Annotated in this window: 24 protein-coding genes; 8 read left to right on the top strand and 16 right to left on the bottom strand. The window is 70.2% G+C overall.

The window, feature by feature from the left end:
• Positions 1–172 precede the first annotated feature (172 nt).
• The 3 genes from cgi121 to AMR74_RS01330 all read right to left on the bottom strand — a co-directional run bounded on the left by cgi121 (position 173) and on the right by AMR74_RS01330 (position 4,344).
• Positions 173–760, bottom strand: a complete 588-nt coding sequence (gene cgi121 / locus AMR74_RS01340; RefSeq protein WP_053770272.1) for a KEOPS complex subunit Cgi121 — start codon at positions 758–760, stop codon at positions 173–175.
• Complete coding sequence (locus tag AMR74_RS01335; protein WP_053770271.1) at positions 757–3,207, bottom strand: ATP-dependent DNA helicase; 2,451 nt, start codon at positions 3,205–3,207, stop codon at positions 757–759. The genes cgi121 and AMR74_RS01335 overlap by 4 nt, the downstream gene beginning before the upstream one ends.
• 459 nt (positions 3,208–3,666) lie before the next feature.
• A complete protein-coding gene (locus AMR74_RS01330; RefSeq protein WP_053770270.1) occupies positions 3,667–4,344 on the bottom strand; it encodes a class I SAM-dependent methyltransferase in 678 nt (225 codons plus the stop codon).
• A 66-nt stretch (positions 4,345–4,410) separates the two neighbouring features.
• On the opposite strand from AMR74_RS01330, the gene AMR74_RS01325 reads away from it, so the two are divergent.
• Entirely contained in the window at positions 4,411–4,854 is a 444-nt protein-coding gene (locus AMR74_RS01325; protein WP_053770269.1) for a hypothetical protein, read from the top strand.
• 22 nt (positions 4,855–4,876) lie between these two features.
• On the opposite strand, the gene AMR74_RS01320 is transcribed toward AMR74_RS01325, so the two are convergent.
• Both AMR74_RS01320 and AMR74_RS01315 read right to left on the bottom strand, forming a co-directional pair.
• Positions 4,877–5,452, bottom strand: coding sequence for a magnesium transporter (locus AMR74_RS01320; RefSeq protein ID WP_053770268.1), 576 nt, complete (start codon positions 5,450–5,452; stop codon positions 4,877–4,879).
• Positions 5,449–6,021, bottom strand: a complete 573-nt coding sequence (locus tag AMR74_RS01315; RefSeq protein WP_053770267.1) for a magnesium transporter — start codon at positions 6,019–6,021, stop codon at positions 5,449–5,451. Before AMR74_RS01315 ends, AMR74_RS01320 begins: the two co-directional genes overlap by 4 nt.
• 238 nt (positions 6,022–6,259) lie before the next feature.
• Between AMR74_RS01315 and AMR74_RS01310 the strand changes: the two genes are divergently transcribed.
• Positions 6,260–6,838 (top strand): DUF7090 family protein, encoded by a 579-nt coding sequence (locus AMR74_RS01310; RefSeq protein WP_053770266.1) that lies wholly within the window; start codon positions 6,260–6,262, stop codon positions 6,836–6,838.
• A gap of 30 nt (positions 6,839–6,868) precedes the next feature.
• Here the strand turns inward: AMR74_RS01310 and AMR74_RS01305 are convergent, their stop codons facing one another.
• Together AMR74_RS01305 and AMR74_RS20020 are read right to left on the bottom strand one after the other, a co-directional pair.
• On the bottom strand, positions 6,869–7,750 hold the full coding sequence (locus AMR74_RS01305) for a DUF7089 family protein (RefSeq protein ID WP_053770265.1): 882 nt from the start codon (positions 7,748–7,750) through the stop codon (positions 6,869–6,871).
• Positions 7,750–7,839, bottom strand: a complete 90-nt coding sequence (locus AMR74_RS20020) for a hypothetical protein (protein ID WP_443984494.1) — start codon at positions 7,837–7,839, stop codon at positions 7,750–7,752. Before AMR74_RS20020 ends, AMR74_RS01305 begins: the two co-directional genes overlap by 1 nt.
• Before the next feature lie 89 nt (positions 7,840–7,928).
• On the opposite strand from AMR74_RS20020, the gene AMR74_RS01300 reads away from it, so the two are divergent.
• On the top strand, positions 7,929–8,354 hold the full coding sequence (locus AMR74_RS01300) for a hypothetical protein (protein WP_053770264.1): 426 nt from the start codon (positions 7,929–7,931) through the stop codon (positions 8,352–8,354).
• A 26-nt stretch (positions 8,355–8,380) separates the two neighbouring features.
• On the opposite strand, the gene AMR74_RS01295 is transcribed toward AMR74_RS01300, so the two are convergent.
• The 4 genes from AMR74_RS01295 to AMR74_RS01280 all read right to left on the bottom strand — a co-directional run bounded on the left by AMR74_RS01295 (position 8,381) and on the right by AMR74_RS01280 (position 11,619).
• A complete protein-coding gene (locus AMR74_RS01295) occupies positions 8,381–9,562 on the bottom strand; it encodes an aspartate kinase (RefSeq protein ID WP_053770263.1) in 1,182 nt (393 codons plus the stop codon).
• A 363-nt stretch (positions 9,563–9,925) separates the two neighbouring features.
• Entirely contained in the window at positions 9,926–10,564 is a 639-nt protein-coding gene (locus tag AMR74_RS01290; protein WP_053770262.1) for an OapC/ArvC family zinc-ribbon domain-containing protein, read from the bottom strand.
• The gene (locus tag AMR74_RS01285; RefSeq protein WP_006114712.1) at positions 10,565–10,978 is read right to left on the bottom strand and encodes a DUF2073 domain-containing protein; all 414 of its coding nucleotides are present in this window, start codon (positions 10,976–10,978) and stop codon (positions 10,565–10,567) included.
• On the bottom strand, positions 10,978–11,619 hold the full coding sequence (locus AMR74_RS01280; RefSeq protein ID WP_006114713.1) for an Era-like GTP-binding protein: 642 nt from the start codon (positions 11,617–11,619) through the stop codon (positions 10,978–10,980). Before AMR74_RS01280 ends, AMR74_RS01285 begins: the two co-directional genes overlap by 1 nt.
• 464 nt (positions 11,620–12,083) lie before the next feature.
• Here AMR74_RS01280 and AMR74_RS01275 point away from each other — a divergent pair, with 464 nt between their 5' ends.
• Positions 12,084–12,836, top strand: coding sequence for a TetR/AcrR family transcriptional regulator (locus tag AMR74_RS01275; protein WP_053770261.1), 753 nt, complete (start codon positions 12,084–12,086; stop codon positions 12,834–12,836).
• Between the two features lie 922 nt (positions 12,837–13,758).
• The gene (locus tag AMR74_RS01270; protein WP_053770260.1) at positions 13,759–15,567 is read left to right on the top strand and encodes a Cdc6/Cdc18 family protein; all 1,809 of its coding nucleotides are present in this window, start codon (positions 13,759–13,761) and stop codon (positions 15,565–15,567) included.
• A gap of 43 nt (positions 15,568–15,610) precedes the next feature.
• Here the strand turns inward: AMR74_RS01270 and AMR74_RS01265 are convergent, their stop codons facing one another.
• Positions 15,611–16,690, bottom strand: a complete 1,080-nt coding sequence (locus tag AMR74_RS01265; RefSeq protein WP_053770259.1) for a S26 family signal peptidase — start codon at positions 16,688–16,690, stop codon at positions 15,611–15,613.
• A gap of 129 nt (positions 16,691–16,819) precedes the next feature.
• Between AMR74_RS01265 and AMR74_RS01260 the strand changes: the two genes are divergently transcribed.
• On the top strand, positions 16,820–18,487 hold the full coding sequence (locus AMR74_RS01260) for a DNA-directed DNA polymerase II small subunit (protein ID WP_053770258.1): 1,668 nt from the start codon (positions 16,820–16,822) through the stop codon (positions 18,485–18,487).
• A gap of 39 nt (positions 18,488–18,526) precedes the next feature.
• Here the strand turns inward: AMR74_RS01260 and AMR74_RS01255 are convergent, their stop codons facing one another.
• The 4 genes from AMR74_RS01255 to AMR74_RS01240 all read right to left on the bottom strand — a co-directional run bounded on the left by AMR74_RS01255 (position 18,527) and on the right by AMR74_RS01240 (position 21,316).
• Positions 18,527–19,159 carry an IMPACT family protein gene (locus tag AMR74_RS01255; RefSeq protein WP_053770257.1) on the bottom strand — a complete coding sequence of 211 codons (633 nt, stop codon included), beginning with the start codon at positions 19,157–19,159 and terminating at the stop codon, positions 18,527–18,529.
• On the bottom strand, positions 19,156–19,662 hold the full coding sequence (locus AMR74_RS01250; protein ID WP_053770256.1) for a hypothetical protein: 507 nt from the start codon (positions 19,660–19,662) through the stop codon (positions 19,156–19,158). Before AMR74_RS01250 ends, AMR74_RS01255 begins: the two co-directional genes overlap by 4 nt.
• A 22-nt stretch (positions 19,663–19,684) precedes the next feature.
• Complete coding sequence (pspAB, locus tag AMR74_RS01245; RefSeq protein ID WP_053770255.1) at positions 19,685–20,290, bottom strand: PspA-associated protein PspAB; 606 nt, start codon at positions 20,288–20,290, stop codon at positions 19,685–19,687.
• A 111-nt stretch (positions 20,291–20,401) separates the two neighbouring features.
• Positions 20,402–21,316 (bottom strand): MBL fold metallo-hydrolase, encoded by a 915-nt coding sequence (locus tag AMR74_RS01240; protein ID WP_053770254.1) that lies wholly within the window; start codon positions 21,314–21,316, stop codon positions 20,402–20,404.
• Between the two features lie 80 nt (positions 21,317–21,396).
• Between AMR74_RS01240 and AMR74_RS01235 the strand changes: the two genes are divergently transcribed.
• Positions 21,397–22,341, top strand: coding sequence for an NAD(P)H-binding protein (locus AMR74_RS01235; RefSeq protein ID WP_053770253.1), 945 nt, complete (start codon positions 21,397–21,399; stop codon positions 22,339–22,341).
• Positions 22,338–23,018: a DUF7530 family protein gene (locus AMR74_RS01230; RefSeq protein ID WP_053770252.1), complete on the top strand. Its 681-nt coding sequence runs from the start codon at positions 22,338–22,340 to the stop codon at positions 23,016–23,018. Before AMR74_RS01235 ends, AMR74_RS01230 begins: the two co-directional genes overlap by 4 nt.
• The last annotated feature ends 42 nt before the right edge of the window (positions 23,019–23,060 follow it).

Below are 23,060 nucleotides of genomic sequence, written 5' to 3'. Positions count from 1 at the left end.
GTACGGAGTCCATTGGGGTAGTGGCCAATCCTGTTGCCTTCTGGGGGCAACGACCCTGGTTCGAATCCAGGATGGACTACTTCTCTCGCGTCTCGCTTCGCCTAGAACCGAGCGGCGCCGCCGTCCCGCGGTCTCCAGTCGAAACGAAGGGGTGGCAGCGGAGCGTCCGCGGTCACTTCTCGACGTCCAGCAGCGCGACGCGCTCGCGGACGGCGTCGGCGAGGCCGCCGTTCGTCGCGGCGAACTCGCGGTCGGTGATGCCGTAGAACTCGCGGACGCGCTCCTCGTCGAATCCGGTCGCGGGCGCGTCCCCCTCGGCGAGCTCGGCCGAGTCGAGCGCGAGTCCCCGGACCGCCTCCACCGCCCCGTCGAGGTCCGCCGGCGGACGGTCCGCGCCGGGCACGTCGCCGAAGTCCGCGGCGAGGACGACGGCCCGAGGCTCGTCCTCCGCGACGCCGAGTTCGAGCGCGCGGTCGATCTGTCGGCGCCCGGCGGCGTACAGCAGGACCTCGACGCCGGGGTCGCGCGCGACTGCCTCGCCGCGGGCGATAGCCCGGGCGGCGAGCCGCGCCGCCTCGCGGAGCTGCGTCCCGGAGACGACGAGGTCGGCGTCGAACGCCTGGACGACCGCGCCGGTCGCTTCGGCGATCTCGTCGAGGTCGGCAAGGAAGTCGTCGAGGTCGGCTATCGCGAAGGTGCCGGCGACGAGGCGGACCGGGGGATCCGGCTCCGCGTCAGCGTCGACCGCGGCGTCGGTCATCCGAAGTCACCCAGGCTCGCCTGCCCGTCGCCGTCGCCGTCGGCGTCCGCGCCCGCGGTCGCCGCCGCGGAGGCCGAGCTGTCGGGGTCGACGCCGTCGAGCGAGGGGTCCTCGCGGCCGGCGTTCTCCAGGATGCGTTCGGCGGTGCGCTCGCGGCCGCGGAGCGCGCCGAGGACGACCGCCTTGTCCGCCTCGCGGAGGTCGGCGCGGCTCTCGATGCCGGCCTCGTAGAGGCGGCGGGCGCGCTTGCGGCCGACGTTGCGGACGCCCGCGAGGTCGAGCAGCTCCTCGCGGACGCCGTACTCCAGCCGCTTGCGGGCCTCGCGCACCTGGACGACCACGTCGCCGTCGATGCCATCCACGTCGCGCGCGAGGGTCTCGGCGGCGCGCAGGAGCCACTCCGCGGTGTCGACCTTTCCGCGGATGTCGCCCGGCCCGACGCCGTACCGCTCCGCGATCCGGTCCTCGTCGACCTCGTTCGCCCAGTCCTCCAGGAGGCGGCCCGTCTTCAGCGCGGCGAGCCAGTCCTCGAACCGCACGTCCTCGTACTCGGAGGGGGTGTCGCCGAGCAGCTCGGCCTCGCGCTCGTAGCAGACCTCCGTGTACTCCTCGCGGTCGCCGGACTTGAGGTACAGCTGGTAGGTGTCCGGCGTCCGGCTGACGAGGTGATAGAGACCGAGCGGGGTGACGGCGGGACCGTCGCCGGCGTCCGACTCGGTCGTCTCGGCGGGCTCGTTCCCGTCGTCGTTCGCCCGCGTGTAGGTCGTGAACCCGGCGTCGTCGGCGTCCGCGTCGGGGCCGGGGGCGGCGCCGTCGGCGGGCACGAAGTCGCCGGCGCCCCCGTCGTCCGCGCCGTCCGGGACGGTGCGGAGCCCGTCGAGTATCTCGGCCGCGCTCATCGGGTCGAGGTAGAGCCGCGAGACGGTGTGACCGATGCCGGTCGCCGCGAGGCCCTCGCTCCCGCCGTCGCGGTCGCGCTCGACGAAGCCGTTCACGTCGAGGTAGTCGAGGACGGTGTCGGTGACGGCGGCGAGTCGCCCCTCGTCGTCGGTCTGGGTCGCGTAGAGGGTGTTATCGAGGAAGGAGAGCAGCCCGTCTCGGGTGGCGGCGAAGCCGGACGCGACCGTCGCGAGGACGTGCGTCCGGAGCGCGGGCTCGGCCGCGAGCTTCGAGCGGACCGGCTCGGCCTCGGCCCAGACGTACCGGTCGAACAGCTCCTCGCGGGTGTCGGCGCTGTTCGCGAGCAGGACCGCCTCGCCGTAGGGGTCGAGGCCGGGGCGGCCCGCGCGGCCGCACATCTGGTGGACTTCGAGGACGTCGAGCGGCTTCATGCCGCCGAACTCGCCGTCGTAGCGGCGCCAGTCGCGGACGATCACCCGGCGGGCGGGGGTGTTGACGCCGGCCGCGAGCGTCGGCGTCGCGGAGACGCACTTGATCAGCCGGTCGCGGAACGCGTCCTCGACCAGGCTGCGGTGCTCGCTCGCGAGCCCGGCGTGGTGAAACGCCGACCCCCGCTCGACCGCGTCCGCGAGGTCCTCGGAAGTGTCCGTGTCGGAGACGCCGCGGATCTCCTCGGCGAGTTCGCGGAGGCGGTCGCGCTCCTCGCCGGTGAGCCGGGGGCCCGTCACGTCGGTCAGCTTGCGGGCCGACGACTCGGCGTTGCGTCGGGAGTTGACGAAGACGAGCGAGGAGCCGCCCTGCCCGTCCTCCTCGGTGTCCAAGGCGTCCGCGACGAGCCTCGCGGTCTGGTCCTCGCCGCGCTCGACGGGCACCTCGCGCTGGCTCCCGTCGTCGAAGTTGATCGCGTTGCCGAAGTGGACCCCGGTGCGGAGCGCGATGGGCCGCCAGTCGGACTCGACCAGCTCGGCGTCGAGCCAGTCGGCGATGACGTCGGCGTTACCGACGGTCGCGGAGAGCGCGACCGTCTGGAGGCCCGGGTTCACCTTGCGGAGCTTCGCGAGGGTGACTTCGAGCGTGGGGCCTCGGTGGGAGTCGTCGACGAGGTGGACCTCGTCGCTGACGACGCAGGTGAGGTCGTCGATCCACGGCGCGCCGTTGCGGATGAGCGAGTCGACCTTCTCCGAGGTGGCGACGATGACGTCGCGGCTGGCGAGCCACTCGCCGTCGGAGTCGTAGTTGCCCGTCGAGACGCCGACCGTGACGCCGTGGTCCTCCCAGCGCTCGAACTCGGCCTTCTTCTCGCTGGCGAGCGCGCGCAGCGGGACGATGTACAGCGCCTTCCCGCCGCGTTCGACCGAGGAGAGCATCGCGAGCTCGGCGATCAGGGTCTTGCCGGACGCGGTCGGCACGGCCGCGACGAGGCTCTCGCCGTCGGTGACGCCCGCGTCGACGGCCGCCTCCTGGGGCGGGTACAGCTCCGCGACGCCCTCCGCCTCGAGCGCCTCGCCGACGCCCGCGGGGAGCCCGGAGAGCGAACTCGGTTCCATTACCGGAGTCTGGGCCCCGACTCGATTTAAACCGTCGGAAGAGCGCGATGGCGGGAGACGACGAAGGCGGCCGCGACCGCCGACGGCGACGGATACGCACAAACAGAACCGCGGTGGCGCGTGCCTGCGAGCGGCCGGAGCGAAGCGGAGGTCGCGAGGAGCACGCGCGAGGGACGCGGTGAGCGACGGGCGACCGCAGGGAGCCCGGAGCGAACCCCGAGGCTGGGGAGGCGTGAGGTGCGGGGCGGTCGCGGCAGGGCGGGGCTCGAAGGGGCAGCCGTGAGGGCGAAGCACGGCGAAGCAAGGACCGGAGCGACGGAGCGAGTGAAACGAGCGACGGAGCGAGGACCACAGCGAGCCGCGCGAGCCCTCACGGCTGGGGCTTCGGCGGCGGCCCTCACGAGAGCAGTCGCTCACGAGGGATCGGGACGGACGCCGTCGATCGAACGGGAATACGCGTTAGGGAGCGACGCCGACCGTCAACAGCGTCCCCCACGTCCGATACCGGTCGACCATCGCCTCGCGCGTTTCGTACCCCTCGGTCGGGAACTCCGACGCCTCCGGAATCTCCACCTCTCGATCCGGAATCGCGTCCTGTTCGGCGACGTACAGCCCGGCCTCGCGGAACGCCTCGCGGTACGCCTCGCGCGACCACAACGTCATCTCGACCGAGATGTTCTCCTGCCACGCGTGGGTCGTCTCGCTCTCCTCGAAGTAGTTGACCGCGCAGTAGAAGGTGCCGCCCGGCCGGAGTACCCGACGAATCTCTTCGAGGGTGTGGACCGGGTCGCTCGCGTAGTAGAACGCCTCCATCGAGAAGACGTGGTCCAGCGAGTCGTCGGCGAAGGGGAGCTCGTCGAAGTCGCCGACGAGGTAGCCGACCGCGCCGTCGTCCGTGTACTCGCGGGCGTTGGTCGCCATCTCCGGGGCGCCGTCGAGGCCGTACCCCCGCCCGATTCCCCGCTCGCGCAGCGCGCGGAGCGCGTAGCCGGAGCCGGTCCCCAGATCGAGGACGGCGTCGCCCGCCTCGACCGGCATCCGCGCCAAGACGTGTTTCGCGGTGTGCCAGTGCCGGTCCTCCATGCCGCGGTCCTTCCCCGCGGCCGCCCACTCGTCGAACTCCTCGCGAACGCTCATACCGGCCGAACGGGGAGAGCGGTGAAAAACGGCGGTGTTTTACCGACTCCGGTCCCGGAGGTGGACATGAAACGCCCGCGAGCGCTCCGCCGACCGCACTTCCGGGTGGCCGACATTGCCCAGCAGTCGGTCGGCGGCTTCCTGCTCGCGGGGCCGTTCGTCGTCACCGCGGAGGTGTGGGAGCTCGCCGCGGGGATGAACTGGATCCAGGCCACCGTGACCGCCGTGCTCGTGGGGCTGATCGGCTACGCCGCGCTGTACCGGGCCGACACCGGCCGCGACGTGGACGAGGAGCCGGACCTCGTCGGGATCCCGACGCGGTTCGTCTCGCTGATGACGGTCGCGTTCGGCTCCGTCCTCCTGCTCGCGCTGATCTTCGACGCGCCCGAAACGTTCCTCGTCGAGGGCGGGATCGGCGACGGCGCGGTGGTCGCGACGACCGCGAAGGCCGTCGCCGTCGGCGCCGTGTTCAGCGTCGTCGGCGCCGCGACCGCCGACAGCGTGTTCTAGTCGGGTTCGAGCCGGTCGGTCCTCACAGCACGACCGAGACGACCGCGAAGAGGATCAACACGCCGGCGATGTCACAGAGGTTCGTCACCACCGGAATCGTCGTGTCGTCGGGGTTGAGCCCGATCCGGTAGGACGCCTCGACGGCGGCGACGCTGGCGGCGACGACGAGCGCGGCGAGCGCCATGCCGGAGACAAGCGAGATCAGTAGCACCCGGCCGAGCGCGAGCGATCCGCCGAGCGCGAGCCCGATGGCCCAGGCGGCGATCCCGACGGCGCCGAAGACGGTCGCCGCGAGCGCGAACACCGCGCCCGCGTTCGCCCGGAGCGCGGGGTTCGACGGGCTGAGCTCGTAGGTCCCGAGGTACAGCTGCGTCGTGAGCCGCGAGCAGGTGATCGACGCGAGGTTGCCGGCCGTCCCGATCTGGACCGGGACGAGGACGAGCAGGGCCGGGTACCGGAGGAGGACCGCCTCGTAGGTCTCCAGCACGGTGCCTGAGACGAGTTGGAGCACCGACAGCGCGGCCAAAAGCGGGATCATCGTCCGGACGATCCGCCGGACCGACCACTCGTCGACGACGGTCGACTGCGGCTCGGTCACGAGACGGCCCCCACGACGGCCACCCCGACGAGGAGGAAGAACACCCCGAACACGTCGCCGAGCGTCGTGACGACCGGCCCGATGACGTTGTCGGGGTCGAGCCCGCGGCGGTAGCCGACGAAGATGACCGCGATCAGCACGGTGATCATGAGGACGGCGGAGAGGAAGCCGGCGACGACCATCACGCCGACCAGCTGGAAGAGGCTGCCGCCGTCGCCGAACAGGACGAGCGTCGCGTAGGTGACGACCGCGATGAACACGGAGACGGTCATCCCGTTGAGGAAGGAGGCGACGACGGCGTTGGTGAGCCGGCGGTCCGGGCGGAACCGCGGCTCGATGATCCCCTGGTGGAGGCCGGTCGAGAGCCGGGCGCCGAGCGAGCCGTACACCCCGCCGCGGGTCGCGAGGAACGCCGGCAGCAGCAGCAGGAGGCCGGGGACCTCCGCGATGTTCGCGCGCATTGTCTCGGAGGCGAGTATCGTCCCCGCGAACAGCCCGGCGATCAGGCTGACGGCTATCACCGGGAGCGCCTGCCGGTAGACGTCGCGCGCGGAGTCGTGCCCGGGCATCGACCGCACCGACGGCGGGCGGGGCAAAAAAACCGACCGGCGCGACCCGAGAGCCGTCGGCTTGCGGGCGGTCGGCCGACCGACAGACGCATACCTATCAGAACTTCCAAACGAAACGAAGGGGTGGACGCGATCGAGCGCAATGCCGGCCGGACGCGGACCGAGCGACCCGCTCGCGTCCGACGGTCTCGGACGCCCCGGCCCGCACCGTTAAGTCGGTCCGGCGAGTTCCGATCCCATGGACTACTCCCTCGCCATCGAGAACGGGCCGGAGGCGATACCGGGCGGGACCGGACTGCTCCTCATTCACCCGAGCATCGGCGAGACGGACCGGATCGACACGGACTTCCTGAAGACCGACACCGACGCGTTCCTCGTCGTCTCGACGCGGACGACGGCGCGCGAGGTCGAACAGAAGCTGGAGTACTACGACGTCGACGAGACGAAGGCGACCATCCTCGACACGCTCTCCGTCGAGCGCGGCTACTCGCGCCGCACGTCCGACGACGTCTACTACGTCTCCGCGCCGGACGACCTCGACGGCGTCGTCGACCGCGTCGAGCGGTTCCTCACGGAGAACGAGGGGAAGCGACGCGTCTCCGTCGACTCGCTCACCGAGATGGCCTACTACGCCGACGACGACGCCGTGTACGAGGCGGCCGCCGAGATCCTCGACCTGCTCGACGAACACGACGCGGTCGGCATCTTCCACCTCTCCGAGGAGGTCCACGAGGTTGCGACTCTCGACCGGTTCCGCGACCTGTTCGACGGCGTCATCGACCTCGACGGCGACGGCAACGTCGTCGTCGACATCTGAACGGCGGTTTCGCCGCGAGCGGGCGCCCCGTTACTCCTCGTCGTCGACGAGCGCGGCGAACGTCTTCTCCGCCCACGCGACCGCGTAGGGCGCCCCGCGTTCCCGGTAGGCGGTCGTGTCGAGCGCGCCGTACGGCGCCGGCGGGTCGAGGTCGTGTTTGACCGCCGAGCAGGCGTACTCCGTCGCGGCCGGGAAGTCGGTGTCGCCGCGCGCCACCTCGCCGGAGAGGTCGCCGAGCCGCCCGGAGAGCCGGTCGCCCGCGTCGACCCACGCGTCGAACAGCCGAGGATACTCGTCTTCCCACGACGCGAACGCGTCGCGGGCGTGGAGCCCGACCCGCGCGTCGAACAGCGCGTTCGCGACCTGGAAGACGTCGGTCGGACCGAACCCGGTCGTCGACTCGCCGGTCTCCGGGTCCGGGCGGCGGATCGCGGCGTCGAGGTCGCGGTAGCGCTCGCCGAAGAAGGGGAGGAACGACTCGGGGAGGCCGACCGGGTCGCCGCCGTTCGAGGCGTCGCCGTGGACCGCGCCCGGCGCCGGCTCGCGGCCGATCTGAACCAGCCGCTCGGCGATCAGGAACGCGAGGAAGTCGTCCGGCGTCCCCTCCGCGCGGCGCTTGACGAGGACGGCCGGCGGGTCGGTCTGCGCCGTCCGGACGACCGTACCGTCGCCGGGCAGCCCGACGGTGAACGCCGGCCCGGCGTGCTTCCGGAGCAGGTCCGGGACCGAGTCCGGGAGCCACTCGGCCGGGTAGGAGGCGGGGTCGAGCCCGTCGACGAAGAGCCCGAGGTCCTCCGCGGCCGCCGGCGGGAGCGTCTCGAAGTCGGCGTCGACGTCGAGGACGGGCGACCCGGGCGCGTACCGGTCGCGGACCGCCGCGAGGTCGTCGTCGAGCGACCGGGACGAGAACATCAGGCGAAGACGTACGAGAGGACGATGAGCACCGAGAGGACGGCCGAGACGCCGATCGTACCAACCACGATCTGGGTCGATTTGTTCATGCGTGCCACTGGGCGCGCCGGTCGTTAAAATCATCCGGTCCGCGGCGACCGGGCGGCGATTTTATGTCGTCGGGGGAGAGTGCGGAGGTATGCGAGTTCGCGACGGGGTCGAGGCCGACGCCGCGGCCCTCGCGTCGATGACGGGGCGCCCCGAGGGCGTCGTCCGCGACATGATCCACGATCGGTCGGTTCGCGTCGGCGTGACCGACGGGGCCGACGCGGACGCCGGCGACGACACCGCGGTCGACGCGGTCGCGGGGTTCGTCGCGTTCGACGTGCGGGACGGCGTCGTCCACGTGACGAACGTCGAGGGCGCCCCCGACCCGGTCGAGCGCCTGTTCGAGGAGCCGGTGGGGTTCGCGACCCGGGAAGGGATGACCGTCGAAGCCGTCCTGCCGGCCGACAGAACCGCGGCCGACGCGGCCGAGGCGGTCGGGTTCCGGGCGGTCGGCTCGGGACCGCGGATCGACGGTGCGACGACGCGGTATCGGTTCGATCCGGAGGAGGGCGGCTGAGAGCCGGTGAGGTCGGATCGATCCGGTCAGTCGAACCGCTCTTGGACGATGCCGAGCGCCTCTTCGCGGTCGTCCCAGTCGACGAACACCGCGACGGAGGTGGCGCTGGTGATCAGGTCGATGATGTTGATCCCGGCGTCCGCGATGGGCGCGATGATGTCCTGGATGACGCCGGACTGGTTGGGGAGCTCGCCGCCCGTGACGCGGATCACGGCGATGGGGTCGGCGACGGTGACCGAGGAGAGCGCCTCGTCGGTGACGACCGCCTCGTGGAGCAGCGCCTCGGCGGTCTCGGCGACCTCGACGTCGACGTAGAAGGTGACCGAGTCCATGCCGGAGGCGACGGCGTCGATGTTGATCTCCTCGGCGCGGAGCGCGTTCGAAAGCTCCGAGAGGATCCCGGGTCGGTTGCGGATCGCCCGGCCCGCGATGGTGAGACACGCCAGCGGCTCCTCGCGCATGTCGATCAGGCTCTCGAACTCGCCCTCGATCCGGGTGCCGCCCCGGAGGAGGTCGCCGTGCTGGTAGTGGACGACCCGGACGGCGAGGTCCTCGTCCTTGTACGAGAGCGCGGAGGGCGCGACGACCTCGGCCCCGCGAAACGAGAGGTTTCGCAGCTCGTCGACGGTTATCTGCCCGACGTTGCGCGCGCCCTCGACGACGCGCGGGTCGCCCGTCATCACGCCCTCGACGTCGGTGACGATCACGACCTCGTCGGCGTCCACGTAGTTGCCGAGCATCACCGCGGTCGTGTCCGACCCGCCGCGCCCGAGCGTGGTGACGTTGCCGTCGTGGTCCTCGGCGAGGAACCCGGTGATGATCGGGACGACGCCGTCCATGTCGGCGGCGACCTCCCGCGCGCGCTTCTTCGTCTCCGCCACGTCGACCTCCCCGAGCTCGTCCGTGATGACCGGCCAGTCAGGGTGGCCGGGTTCGAGGAAGACGGCGTCGACGTCGCGGACCGACAGGGCAGCCTTCAGCATCCGGACGCTGGTGCGCTCGCCCATCGAGACGATCTCGGCGCGGTCGGCGTCGTCCGTCTCGAAGGTGATGTCGTCGAGGAGGTCGTCGGTGGTCGACCCCATCGCGCTCGCGACGACCGCGATCTCGTGGCCGGCGGCGACCGCGCTCGCGACCGAGTCGGCCGCGCGCTCGATCCGGTCGCCGCTCCCGAGGCTCGTGCCGCCGAACTTCGCGACTACGCGCATGCGGCTACCTCGTCGGAAGCGCGAGGCGCTCGGTGTCGGGGGTGTGGTCGGCGGCGGGCGAGCGGGACGGCGCGGCCCGAACCGGAGCCGGAGTCCCGGCTCGGTCTGCGGCGATCGGTAAACATGCCACTGCGTAGCGGAGGAAGCCGGATAACAGTATCCTCTTCGACAAGGGTCGCCCGAATCGCAGAACCGCACGAAAGGACGGGGGAGACACCGGGAAATCGAAACGAACGATCACCGGAGATCTGGACGGCGTCGATCGACGGGGGAAGCAGTCGCGGAACGCGGCGTGGCGACCGCGGAACCGAGGGGCCGGGGAGTCGGGGAGTCCGGGCCCGCGGGGTCGGGGCGGAGAGGTCCCTACTCGTCCTGAAGGCCCCACGCGTCGGGCATCTCGATGACGTACCGGCCGTCCTCCTGGAGGGAGATGATGTACTCCTGTCTGTCGTACAGCTCCATCAGGTTGAGCTCGTACTGCCCGGGGCTGACGATGCGGATGCTCTCGAACTGGTCGTTCAGTTCGTCGCGGAGCGCGTCGATGCCGGGCTGGGGCTCCTCCGCCGCCGGCGTCTCCGCGGGCTCGACGTCGCGGCTCGCGCGGTCGAGTTCGTCCGGCGACACCACCTCCGAGCGGGCGCTCGCCTGCGCGGTGTCCTCGTCGCTCCGGTCGGCGATCTGTTCGGTGCCGTCGGACTCGCCCGTGGCGTCAACGCTCGCGGAGGCGTCGCTCGACGCCGTGTCCGCGGGCTCGGTCGGACGGCGGTCCGCCGCGGGCTCGTCGGGCGTCGCCGGCGACGAGTCGTCCGGGCTCGGTGCCGTCCGGTCGGACCGGTCGGGAGCGGACTCGGACGCCCGGCCGCCCGCGTCGGCGCCGGCGTCGTCCGCGGCCCCGGCGGGCTTGAACTGGAACTTGTTCCCGCCGCAGTCGGGACAGCCCGACAGCATCTCCTTGGAGCCGTCGGGGAACGTCCGCCCGCAGGAGGTACACTGGTGGGGCATCTACTTGCGGGAGACGAGCGTGCTGATGAGGTTCTCGTCTTTGTGGAGGGTCTCGATGCGGTTCGCCGGGCCGATGACGGTGAGCTTCTGGGTCGACTCGCGGCCCATCAGCTTGTCGAGGAAGCTCTGGTCGCCCGCCTCGGCCTTCGGGTACGTCTCTATCTCGATGCCTGTGAAGTCGTCGGGGCTGATCTCGGTCATCGTCACCTCGATGAGCTTCGACTCCTCGTCGGGGGAGAGCCCCTCTTCGAGGATGACGATGTTGCCCTCGCGGACGCCGTCGAGGATGAGCCGGATCTTCTCCATCCCCGTGAGCCCCTCCATCCGCGCGCCGCTTATCATGTCGATCCGGACGCCGTCGTCGCCGTCGTCCGGGTCGTCCGCGGCGTCGACGTTGGCTTTCGGGCCAGGCATCAGCCGAAGTACTCCGCTATCTTGGTGTACACTTCGTCCATGTTGTCGCCCTCCAGCGCGGACAGCGGGATCGTCTCGTGTTGCGGGAAGGCGTTCGCGATCTGCTGGACGTCCGACCCCTCCAAGTCCGTCTTGTTCGCGAGGATGAGCGCCGGCAGGTCCTGCGACTCGATGATCCCGATCAGCATCGTGTTCACCTGCGTGAACGGGTCGGTGGTAGAGTCGAGCACGTAGATGACGCCGTCGACGTCCTCGCGGAGCCAGTGCATCGCCTCCGCGACGCCCTCGGTCGCCTCGCGCGACCGGCGGACGGCGTCGTCCTTCTCCATGTCGTGGTCGAGGAACTCCTTGTAGTCGACCTTCGTCGTCACCCCGGGGGTGTCGACGATGTCGATGGTGACCTTACGCCCGTTGCGCTCGATCTCCACGTTCTCCTTCCGGCGGGCCCGGCGAGTCTCGTGGGGGATGTGGCTCTCGGGCCCGACGGCGTCACCCGTCCAGTCGCGTGCGATCCGGTTTGCGAGGGTCGTTTTGCCGGCGTTCGGCGGTCCGTAGATCCCGATCCGCTTGGGCTCGTCGGCCGCGAACAGGCCGTCCGTGACCCGCGATATGCTGTCTCTGAGATTCGTGAGCAGTCCCATCCTGACCTCCAGTCCGTGTGTGGTTGACCCGAACACCGCGGTCGTTTCGCGACGCCGTTCGATCCGCGCGCTCGACGCCCGTTCGGGGAATTACGGTAGGGTCCTCGCCGCTCTCACTTAAGAACTGCGTCAGACATCCCCGATCCGGAGCGTCGACGCCGGACGGACCCGAAACGCGGGACCGGTCACGTCTCGTCGCGACCAGTCACCGGTTACGCCTCGTTGCGACCAGTCACCGGTTACGCCTCGTCGCGACCAGTCACCGGTTACGCCTCGTCGCGACCGGTCGAGGGGGCGCTCGCCTCGTCGCGACAGGTCGCAGCGTCGAGGGAGACGACGGTCCCGCTTCGCACGATGTTCCGTGTCATGTTCGAGGATAGGATTTGATCGAGGGGTTGAATTTTCCCGGGTTGTAGCCCATCAAGAGGCAGTCGTATTATCTACCCCACCCGTAGAGTGTGGGTATGAGCGAATCACAGGGCGGACCGGCGGGCGACTCCGTCGAGTCCCCGAGCGACGCCGGCGCCGACGGGTCCGATCGAGACCCTCCGGCGGACGGCCCCTCGGACGAGTCCGGCGAGGAGACGGTCTCCTCGAAGGACACGAAAGAGGTGATCATGGAGGCGACGTTCCGCGCGCTGAGCAAGCACGGGTACAAGGACCTCCGGATGCGCGACATCGGCGAGGAGATGGACCTCACGCGGCAGGTCATCCGCTACCATTTCGACGGGAAGTACGACCTGATGTCCTCGTTCCTCGAACACATCATCGACCAGTACGAGGGGAGCGTGGTCGTCGACGGCGGGGCGGACCCGTGGACGGAGCTCCGAGCCCGCGTCGACCAGTGTATGTTCGGCCCCGAGTTCGAGGAGTTCAGCCACTGGGACCGGATGAAGGTGTACCACGAGCTGTACACGCACGCGCAGAACGACGGCGAACACCGCGAGGTGTTCAACGAGCACTACGATCGCATCCGCGGCGGCATCGTCGAGGTGGTCGAGGAGGGGATCGAGGAGGGCGTCTTCCGGGACGTCGACGCGGAGCGGATGGGCCAGCTGGTGACCGACGTCATCCACGCCGCCCGCGGGCGGCGGATCTCGCTCGGCCACGAGGACGCGCCCGAGGAGGCCCGGCAGGCGATGGACGAGTTCATCTTCGAGTCGCTCGAACGGACCGAGAGTAGCGGAGCAGGCGAGCAGTCGAACGGGAGCGAGTAGGAAGGCGGCAAGAAGTCGAAAGAGTCGTTTCCGGCCCGTCTTGTGCCGTCAGGAACCGTCGACCGCGACGAGCCGCAGACCGGCCCGGTCGCGGCCGTTGCGGCCGTCGCGGAGCCGGTTGGACCCCTCGAAGCGGACGACGTCGCCGTAGCCCGGCTGGGGTCTGTCGCTACCCGAGACAGGTCGGTGACCTATCAGGGTCGGACGGTAGCCCCCCACCCCTTCGTTTCAGGTGGAACCCGGAGAACTGCCGGGGCGGATGGTGGCCGCTCGGGTGTCAGTTGGAATCCCACCAGATAAAATCAGGGTAGAGATCAAATAAAATAACCACAACTCTACAAATATAATCTTTAGTAGATTGTCGAGGGTACTGTTGTATAGTATTTGTATTAAAACTCCCGCTATCTATAGACGGCCTAACACCCCCACCCCACCTATCCGTCGTTCCACCCGAAACGAAGGGGTGTGGGGGTATCCCCGGCCGACGCGGCTCTCCGAGCGAGAAACCGGGGCCCGAAATCGCCGAGAACGAGGCGGTGCGCGGGGTTCGGATACAGACATTGCCGAGACAATCGCCGAAGGGCGAAATAACCGCAACGGCGGCCGATGTCCACAACACGTCTTGTTCCCGTCGAGATGCCTCGCGATCTGTCCGGCCCTCGTCCGAGTCAGATCCGTTTCCCGATAGGTCCGACCGACGCGTCGTCCGACCCGAATCGACCCCTCCATCGCCCCGACGCCTCGATCGAGGGGGGCGTTTCAACTCCAGAGAGGAACACTTTTGTACCGTCTCTTCATCTGGTTCGACTGTATCAACTGGACGTGGTCGGCCTCGATTCCGACCGCGAACGCGTGTTTCCGACCGGAGACGGCGTCTGACGGGTTTTCCGTCGCAGTCTCCACCTGAAACAGAGGGGTTCACATGGACGAAGGCGATCACACACCACGGGCCGACGGCGGCATCGACCCGGACGACGGCGACGAATCAGATCATAGCAGCGGCTCCGAGGACTCGCCGTCGAACCGATCTTCGGCGACCGATCCCGACGACGTCAAGCGTACTGGCTCCGCAACCGCCGAGTCCGGGGACGAAAGGTCCGACTCTCCCGACGTCGACGATTTCGACCCCGACGCTCCGACCGGGTCCGACACCGGCGTCGACGTGGGATCGGACTTCGGCGTCTCGGACGCCGACTCGGACCCCGACGCGGCCTCCCTCTCGACCGACGCTCGACCCGAAACGGCGGGGCTCGACAACGGCGGCCGCGACCGGTCGTCGCCGGACGTCGACTTCGACGGCGTCGTGCTCGACGACGACGACGACAACCAGGGGCTGTTCGACGACCTCCTCTCCGGCGAACCGATATTCGAGAACAAGGAGGTCCTCCGCCCCTCGTACACGCCGCACGAGCTCCCCCACCGCAACGATCAGATCAACCGGATGGCGACCATCCTCGTCTCCGCGCTCCGCGGCGAGACCCCCTCGAACATCCTCATCTACGGGAAGACGGGGACCGGAAAGACCGCCTCGGCGAAGTTCGTCTCCCAGGAGCTCGAGTCCACCTCCCAGAAGTACGACGTGCCCTGCGAGGTCGAGTACATCAACTGCGAGGTGACCGACACCCAGTACCGCGTCCTCGCCCAGCTCGCGAACACGTTCATCGAGGAGAACCAGGCGGTGATCGCCGACCGGTTAGAGCGGCTGGAAGGGCTCCGCGCCGACGCGACGGACGCCGCGGAGACCGCCGGGCGCGACCCGGCCGCCGCCCTCGCCGACACCGAGTTCGACTCGGTCGACGAGCTCGACGACCGCATCGAGACGCTGGAAGAGGACGCCGACGAGATGGAGGAGGTGCCGATGACGGGCTGGCCAACCGACCGCGTCTACTCGACGTTCTTCGAGGCGGTCGACTACCACGAGCGCGTGGTCGTGATCATGCTCGACGAGATCGACAAGCTCGTCGAGAAGAGCGGCGACGACACCCTCTATAACCTCTCCCGGATGAACTCCGAGCTCGACCGCTCGCGCATCTCGATCATGGGCATCTCGAACGACCTGAAGTTCACCGACTTCCTCGACCCCCGCGTCAAGTCGAGCCTCGGCGAGGAGGAGATCGTCTTCCCGCCGTACGACGCCAACCAGCTCCGCGACATCCTCCAGCACCGCGCCGACACCGCGTTCAAGCCCGACGCGCTCACCGACGACGTGATCCCGCTTTGCGCCGCCTTCGCGGCTCAAGAACACGGCGACGCCCGACGCGCGCTCGACCTCCTCCGCACCGCCGGCGAGCTCGCAGAGCGCTCGCAGGCCGAGATCGTCGCGGAGAAACACGTCCGACAGGCCCAGGACAAGATCGAGCTCGACCGCGTCGTCGAGGTCGTCCGCACGCTCCCGACGCAGAGCAAGATCGTCCTGTTCGCGGTGATCCTCCTCGAAAAGAACGGCGTCCACAACATCAACACGGGCGAGGTGTTCAACATCTACAAGCGCCTCTGCGAGGAGATCGACGCCGACGTCTTAACCCAGCGACGGGTCACCGACCTCATCAGCGAACTCGACATGCTCGGGATCGTCAACGCCGTCGTCGTCTCGAAGGGCCGCTACGGCCGGACGAAGGAGATGGGCCTCTCCGTGCCCGTCGAGGAGACGGAGGCGGTGCTCCTGTCGGACTCGCGGCTCGGCGACATCGAGAACGCGCAGCCGTTCGTCCAGGCGCGGTTCGACAACTAATCTCGGTCCGTCGAGGTTTCCTTAATACCGGATCCCCCAGAAGCTACGCCGCCGGCGCAGTCGAAGCGCCCACCGGTCCGGTCGCCGGGAGGCCGCTTCCCACCGCCCCCGCTATCGCCTCGTTCAGCTCTACCTGTCCCGTCGCGATCAGCCGGATGTAGCCGAGATACGGGACCCGGAGGCGCGCCACTCCGTTCACCCACTCGGCCCTGACCGGCGGCGAGAGGCCGCTGGCCTGGTCGTAGGCGCCGTTGTTGTCGCCGAGGGTGATGTACCCGTCGTGCGGCGCCGGGCAGTTAGCGAGCGACCCGCAGTCGACGGCGTTGTGGTACTCCGCGTCGGCGCGGTCGTACCAGTTCTCGCCCTCGGTGACGTGGAACATCGCCCGGTGGATGATCGGCGCCCCGGTCCGGCCGGGCGGCGTGTATATCACCACCGACCCGTAGGACCCGAACGTCCGATAGTCGACCTCTTGGCCCACCTCGTGGGTGACGACGCCGACCCCGTTTTCGGCCGCGTCCGGCGCGAGCCGGCCGGGTTCGGTGACGAACACCAGGTCGCCGACCTGCATGTTCGGCTCCATGCTCCCCGACTCCACGGCGACCATCGGCGGCCACACGCCGCTGACGCCGAACAGCAGCAGTCCGACCAGGAGGACGACGGCGACGCTCGACAGCATCTCCCGGATCCACATCAGCGCGCCCTCCCGATCGTGCCGGAACCGGTGTACGAGCGACTCGTCCGCCGTCGGCTCTCCCGACTCGATTCCCGATTCCCCTCCCGCTCTCGACGCGCTCCGCTGCCCGGTCGCGGCGTCGCTCTGCCCAAGCGACCCGGGTTCGTCCCGAGGCTGAGCGTCGGCCTCGGAATCGGGAGGCACGTCGCCCTCGCCGACGGAGGTCGGAGCGGCGGACTCGCTGGGAAGTCGGTCGTCCGACTCGTCAGGGGGTTGGTTATCCGACTCCTCGGGAAGCCGGTCTGCCGACTCGTCAGAAAACCGGTCGGCCGATTCGCCGGACGCTCCGTCATCCGAGCCCTCGGACGCCGCCGCGGACTCCTCGTCCGTCCGCTCGTCTCGACCGGCCGACTCGTCGGAGTCCGTCGGCCGATCCCCTTCATACATTACGTCGGCCTTGGAGGGTTCCGTTCATAAGCTTCCGGGTCCCCGCGTTCCGGGGGCTCGGGCTCCCGCGCACCGACTTCCTCCGACGCCTCCGGAACGGTTTTGCCCGCGACCCCCCTTTCGGGTAGCGTGCCGCTGGAGTCGAACGCCCGGATCGCGAAAGCCCTCGCCGAGCGCGGCTACAACGCCGAGCGCGAGGCGGTCACCCTGCTCGCCGGCGCGACCGACCCGACGGCCGCCGTCGCGGCCGCCGTCGACCGCGCCCCCGACGACGCCCTGCGGATCACCGCCGACCACGTCCGCGAGGCGATCGGTGACGCCGACAGATCGGACGCCTCTCCCGACGAAACGGGACAATCTCCAGTCGAAACGAAGGGGTCTGCGGATCCGGAACCGGCGGACGTCGGGGCGGCCTCGCGAGGGACCGCCGACGCACCGACCGCGACCGCGGACGCCGTCGAGACGGACGATCCCGTCGAGACCGCCGACGCTGCCGGGACGGACAACACCGCCGGAGCCGCCGGGACTGCCGAGGTCGCCGAGGCCACCGCCGCCTCCTCCGACAACTCGGAACGCCGCGGCGACCCCGACCTGCGCGACTTGGCGGTCGGCAACGACATGACCGGGCGCAGCACGGGGACCGGCGAGTACACGGACTTCGTCACGACGTTCCGCGACCGCTACGAGCGGCTCTCGAAGATCCTCCGCGGCCGCGTCAACCACCGGCCCGCGGAGGCGATCGCCGACATGCCGGGCGGCAGCGACGCCGCGATGATCGGCCTCGTCAACGACGTGCGCTCCACGAAGTCCGGCCACTGGCTGATCGAGTTGGAGGACACCACCGGGACCTTCCCCGCCCTCGTCATGAAGGACAAGGGCCTCGCCGACGTGGTCGACGAGATCCTCTTAGACGAGTGCGTCGCCGTCGAGGGGTCGCTCGCGGACGACGCCGGCATCCTCTTCGCCGACTCGCTCCACTTCCCGGACGTCCCTCGGACCCACCGCCCGGGCGGCGCGGACCGCCACGTCCAGGCCGCGCTGATCTCCGACGTCCACGTCGGCAGCGACGAGTTCATGGCCGACGCGTGGCACTCGTTCACCGACTGGCTCCACACCCCCGAGGCCGACCCCGTGGAGTACCTCCTCCTCGCGGGCGACATGGTCGAGGGGGTCGGCGTCTACCCCGATCAGGACGAGGAGCTGGACATCGTCGACATCTACGAGCAGTACGAGGCCTTCTCGGAGCACCTCAAGGAGGTGCCCGCCGACACCGAGGTCGTGATGATCCCCGGCAACCACGACGCGGTCCGGCTCGCCGAGCCGCAGCCGGGCTTCGACGACGAGATCCGGGAGATTCTGGACGTCCACGACGCCCGGATCGTCTCGAACCCGGCCACCGTCTCGGTCGAGGGCGTGGAGGTCCTGATGTACCACGGCGTCTCGCTCGACGAGGCGATCGCGGAGCTGCCGGAGGAGAAGGCGAGCTACGACGAGCCGCACAAGGCGATGTACCACCTGTTGAAGAAGCGCCACGTCGCCCCGCAGTTCGGCGGTCACACCCGCGTCGCGCCCGAGGAGCGCGACTACCTCGTCATCGAGGACGTGCCCGACGTGTTCCACACCGGCCACGTCCACAAGCTCGGCTGGGGGAAGTACCACAACGTGCTCGCGGTCAACTCCGGCTGCTGGCAGGCCCAGACCGACTTCCAGAAGTCCGTCAACATCGACCCCGACGCCGGTTACGCCCCCATCCTCGACCTCGACACCCTCGACATGACGGTCCGGAAGTTCTCGTAGGTGGAGCCCTCGGACCGCGTTCCGGGTCTCCGGCGACCGCTAGCGTCCGATCTCGACCCGTCCGCTCGTCGCGTCGTTGAGCCGCTCGCGGAGCGCCTCGACCTCCTCGACAGGAACCCGGAGATCGAACCGGACGCGCTCGCCGTAGTCGGCGTCGAACTCGACGCCCGCCGACTCGATCACGCCCCGGACCGTCCCCGAGTCGTCGTACTCGGTCTCGACGACGAGGGCGCGGTGCGGCCGCTCCTCGACCACGCCGGCGGCGTCGATACCGTCCTTCACCGCGCGCGAGTAGGCGCGCGCGAGCCCGCCGACCCCGAGGTTCGTCCCGCCGTAGTACCGCGTCACCACCGCGGCGACGTTCCGGACCTCGCGCTGCTGGAGCACGTTCAACGCGGGCTTGCCCGCCGATCCGGTCGGCTCGCCGTCGTCCGACGAGTACTCCCTGAGCATCGGCTCCGACCCCGGCGTCCGCTCGGACGGCTCGCCCGCGGGCACGCGGTACGCGGGCACGTTGTGGGTCGCGTCCGCGTACTCTTCGCGGACCGCCGCGACGAACGACTCGGCCGCCTCGACCGTGTCGACGGGCGCGACGTGGCCGAGGAACTCCGACCCTTGAATCTCGAACCGCGCGGTCGCGCGCTCGGCGACCGTCAGGTACGCGTCGCTCACGGCGGCCCCTCCCCCCCGTCCCCCGACGCCTCGTCCGGTGCCTCGTCCCGTCGCCGTTCGAGGGCGACGCTCGTCGGCGGCGCGAGGCGGTACAGCGCGAGGAAGGCGACGACCCCGACGACCTCCGCTATCGCCGCGACGACCGCCAGCGGCTCGGCCGCGAGCGCCGCGGAGGCGCCGGTCCCGTGCCACGCGAGGAACCCGCCGAGGAACGTCCCGAGCGTCCCCGCCCCGAGGGCGTACAGACGACGGTACTCGCCCGCCCGGAGCGTCGCGACGGCGACCGCCGCGGCGAGCGCGCTTCCGGCGAGGAAGAGGTACGGGCGGGCGTCCGGGGGCGAGCCGAGCCGGGGCCACGCCCACAGCAGGTGGACCGCCGCCGCGACGGCCGCGGCCTGGACGGCGACGCCGCGGAGCAGGCGCTTCTTCGGGGCGTTCCGACCGTCCGCGTCGGACCCGACGCCGAGTTCCGGCCCGCCGGTCGGGCCGCGGCCGTCGCTCATCGGACCACCGTCGGCTCGGCGGTCACTCCCACGGGTGGCTCCCGGGCGCGTCGGGCCACAGCGGGTACCAGTACGACTCGTCGTCCTCTAAGCCGAGCTCGCCGTCCAGGACGGACTGGAGCTTGAACTCGACCCGCTGGTTCCGGTCGTTCGTCCCCCGCGGCGCGAACGGGTAGTACGCGCCCCGGCGGAACGAGTAGATCCAGTAGACCGGACCGTCGTCGTTCTCGAAGCCGAAGACGGCCGCGAGCAGCCGCGACCCGAACCCCTCCTCGATGAACTGGTCGGCCGCGAAGTGGACGCTCGTCACCAGGTCCTCGGGGTCGTCGTCCTCCAGCACGAACCACTGGTAGCCGTGGTCGTCCTCGTACCGGTGGAAGCCGGTGCCGGTGTCGATCTCGCCGGCCTCCAGGATGGCCTCGACGGTCTCGACCGCCTCGTCGAAGCGCGTGCTGTCCATCCCGGAGAAGCACAGGGCGGCCTCGCCGCAGTGGTCGTAGCGGAGGTCCGCCTCCATCGTCATGTACGCGGTCGACATCCCGAAGAGGTCCTCGGGGTCCGCCTCGCGGGTCGCGTCGGTCTCGGCGCTCGTCCCGAGCACGGCCCGGATCGTGTCGAAGATGCCCATCTGCCGCGGCCTACGGGCGGCGGGGTTTAGGGCGTTTCTCTCGCCGGGTCCGCGCCTCCGTCGCCGCTTCCCGCCGAGTCGCTTTCCTGCCCTTCGCCCCCCTCCGACGAGTCACGCCTCGTCGCCGGCGCGGTCGAGGTACGTCAACACGCCTCTCGCGTTCAGGCTCGCGTTCGCCCGCGCGCGCTCGCGGTTCCAGTAGTCGACGTCGCGGCTCGCGGACTCGAAGTGTTCGACGACCGCCTCGTCGTCGCCGAGTTCGGCGCGCTTCTCCCTGACGCGCTCGACCCACTCGACGTACGCCCGCTTCGCCTCGCCGATCAGGGCCTCGTCGCAGGTCCGCGGGCCGAAGTGACCGAAACAGACCGTCTCGGGGTCGATCTCCTCGATCAGCCGGATGTCGTCGAGGCACTGCTCGAAGTCGAACTGGGGCGGCGGCGTCGTCGGGGTCACCGCGTCGACCGCGGGGACGTAGATGCCGGCGGCGTCGGCGGCGAACACCACGTCCGCGTCGGGGTCGTGATAGACCGCGTGGTGGGGGGCGTGCCCCGGCGCGTCGCGGACGACGAGCTCCCGGTCGCCGAGGTCGATCCGGTCGCCGTCGGCGACGCCCGCGATCCGCTCGTCCGGGACCGGCCGCGGCTCGGCGTAGTACTCCCACTGCTCCTCGACCGCCGACTTGGTGCCGGCGACGAGCGCGTCGGGGTCGACGAGGTGGCGGACGCCCTTCTCGGGCACCCGGACCTCGGCGTTCGGATAGCGCTCCGCGAGGTACCCGGCGCCGCCCGCGTGGTCGAGGTGGGCGTGGGTCGGGAGTATCCACGCGAGCTCCTCGCGGTCGATCCCGATCGCCTCTATGCTCTCGAACAGGGACTCCCGGTTCGCCCCCGTCCCCGTGTCTATCACGATCGGTCGCTCGGCGTCGTACACGTAAACGGCGCCGTACTCGTCGGTGTCGAACATCCCGGTGTCGTGGACGTACAGGTCCTCGACGCCGCGGACCGGTTCGAACTCGCCTGCGCGCATACCGGAGGAGGAACCCGAGGGCACTTCTAGCGATCGGTCCGGGGGCCGAGGCTTATGGTCGTTCCGCCCCAGGAGACGGTATGCGAGTGCTCGTCACCGGCGCGACCGGATTCGTCGGGAGCCGGCTCGTCCCGACGCTCCTCTCGCGCGGCCACGACGTGGTCGCGCTCGTCCGCGACGCCGACGGCTACGACGCGCCCGAGGGCGTCTCGGTCGTCGAGGGCGACCTCCTGGAACCGGAGACGCTCCCCCCGGCGTTCGAACTCGACGGCGAGGCGGTCGACGCCGCGTACTACCTCGTCCACTCGATGGACGGCGGCCCGGGGTACGAGGAGCGCGACCGGAACTGCGCGAGGAACTTCGTTGCGGCCGCGTCGGCCGCCGGGATCGACCGGATCGTCTACCTCGGCGGGCTCGGAGAAGACCGCGAGGAGCTCTCCGAGCACCTCCGGTCGCGCCGCGAGGTGGAGCGGATCCTCGCCGAGGGCGACCCGGCGCTCACGACGCTGCGCGCCGCGATCATCATCGGCGCCGGGAGCGCGAGCTTCGAGGTGGTGTCCGGGCTCGCTCGGCGACTCCCCGTGATGGTCACGCCGAAGTGGGTCGACACGCTGTGCCAGCCGATCGCGATCGGCGACGTGATCGCGTATCTGGCGGGGGTCCTCTCCGCCCCCGAGACCGCCGGCGAGACGTTCGAGATCGGAGGACCGGAAGTGCTGACATACGCCGAGATCCTCCGCCGGACCAGGCGCCAGCTCGGCCACTCCCTCCGGATCGTGCGGGTCCCGGTGTTGAGCCCCGGACTGTCAGCCCGGTGGCTCCGGCTCGTCACCGACGTGAACCCCTACCTCGCCCGGTCGCTGGTCGAGGGGCTCCGAAACACCGTGATCGTCGAGGACGACCGGATCCGGGAGCTGGTGCCCGTCGAGCGCACGCCCTTCGAGCTCGCGGTCGCCCGGGCGCTGACCGAGTCGCAGAACGCGGAGGCGTCGCCGCTGAGCGCGCTGCCCGGGGTCTCGCCGTGAGCCGCGAGTACGGGGAGACGTGGGTGTACGAGAGCCTCGTCGGCGGGATCCCGGGGCTCGACGTCTCGCGCACGCTGGCGGTCGCGCTCCAGTTCGCCATCTTCGAGGTCGGCGTGGTGGCGCTCGGCTGGTACTACGGGACCTGGGACGCCGTCGTCGCCGGGACGGTCGCGGTCGTCGTCGCGGCCGTCGGCAGCGTCGAGATGCACCGCCTCGGGGCGAAGAACCGGCTGCTCGGCACGCCGCCCGAGCACAAGCGCCTGCTGTTCGGGTCGAGCATCGAGATCGTGTTGGGCGTGCTGGCGTTCATCGCGCTGCTCACCTACCTGTTCGCGTGGGACGCGACCGGCGGGCCGACCCTCATCGACCGGCTGTTCGGGGACGACCCCCCGCTCCCCGTCGTCTACCTCACGCTGCTCGTCCTCTGGGACCTGACCTACCGGATCGGCACCTCGTGGTGGAGCGCGGTCGTGGCGCTGTGGCGCGCGGTCCACGTCGACCTCCCGGACGAGGAGCGGGCGACCGTCCGCCGGCTCGACGCCGAGAACATCGGCTTCTCGCTCGTCCAGCTGGCGCTCGTCCCGTTCCTGCTCACCGAGCCCGTGCTGCTCGGCGCGGTGGTCGGGCACGTCATCGCCGTCGCCGTCGTCTGCTCGCTCGCGATCTGGCTCACCTGAGCCGTCGCTCGCGGCGTCGCCACTCGGCGGTCGTCGTCGCCT

Source organism: Halorubrum tropicale, from assembly GCF_001280455.1.
Classification (GTDB): Archaea; Halobacteriota; Halobacteria; order Halobacteriales; family Haloferacaceae; genus Halorubrum; species Halorubrum tropicale.
The sequence above is the reverse complement of the archived record's forward strand: the minus strand, read 5'-3'. Positions and strand labels throughout refer to the sequence as shown.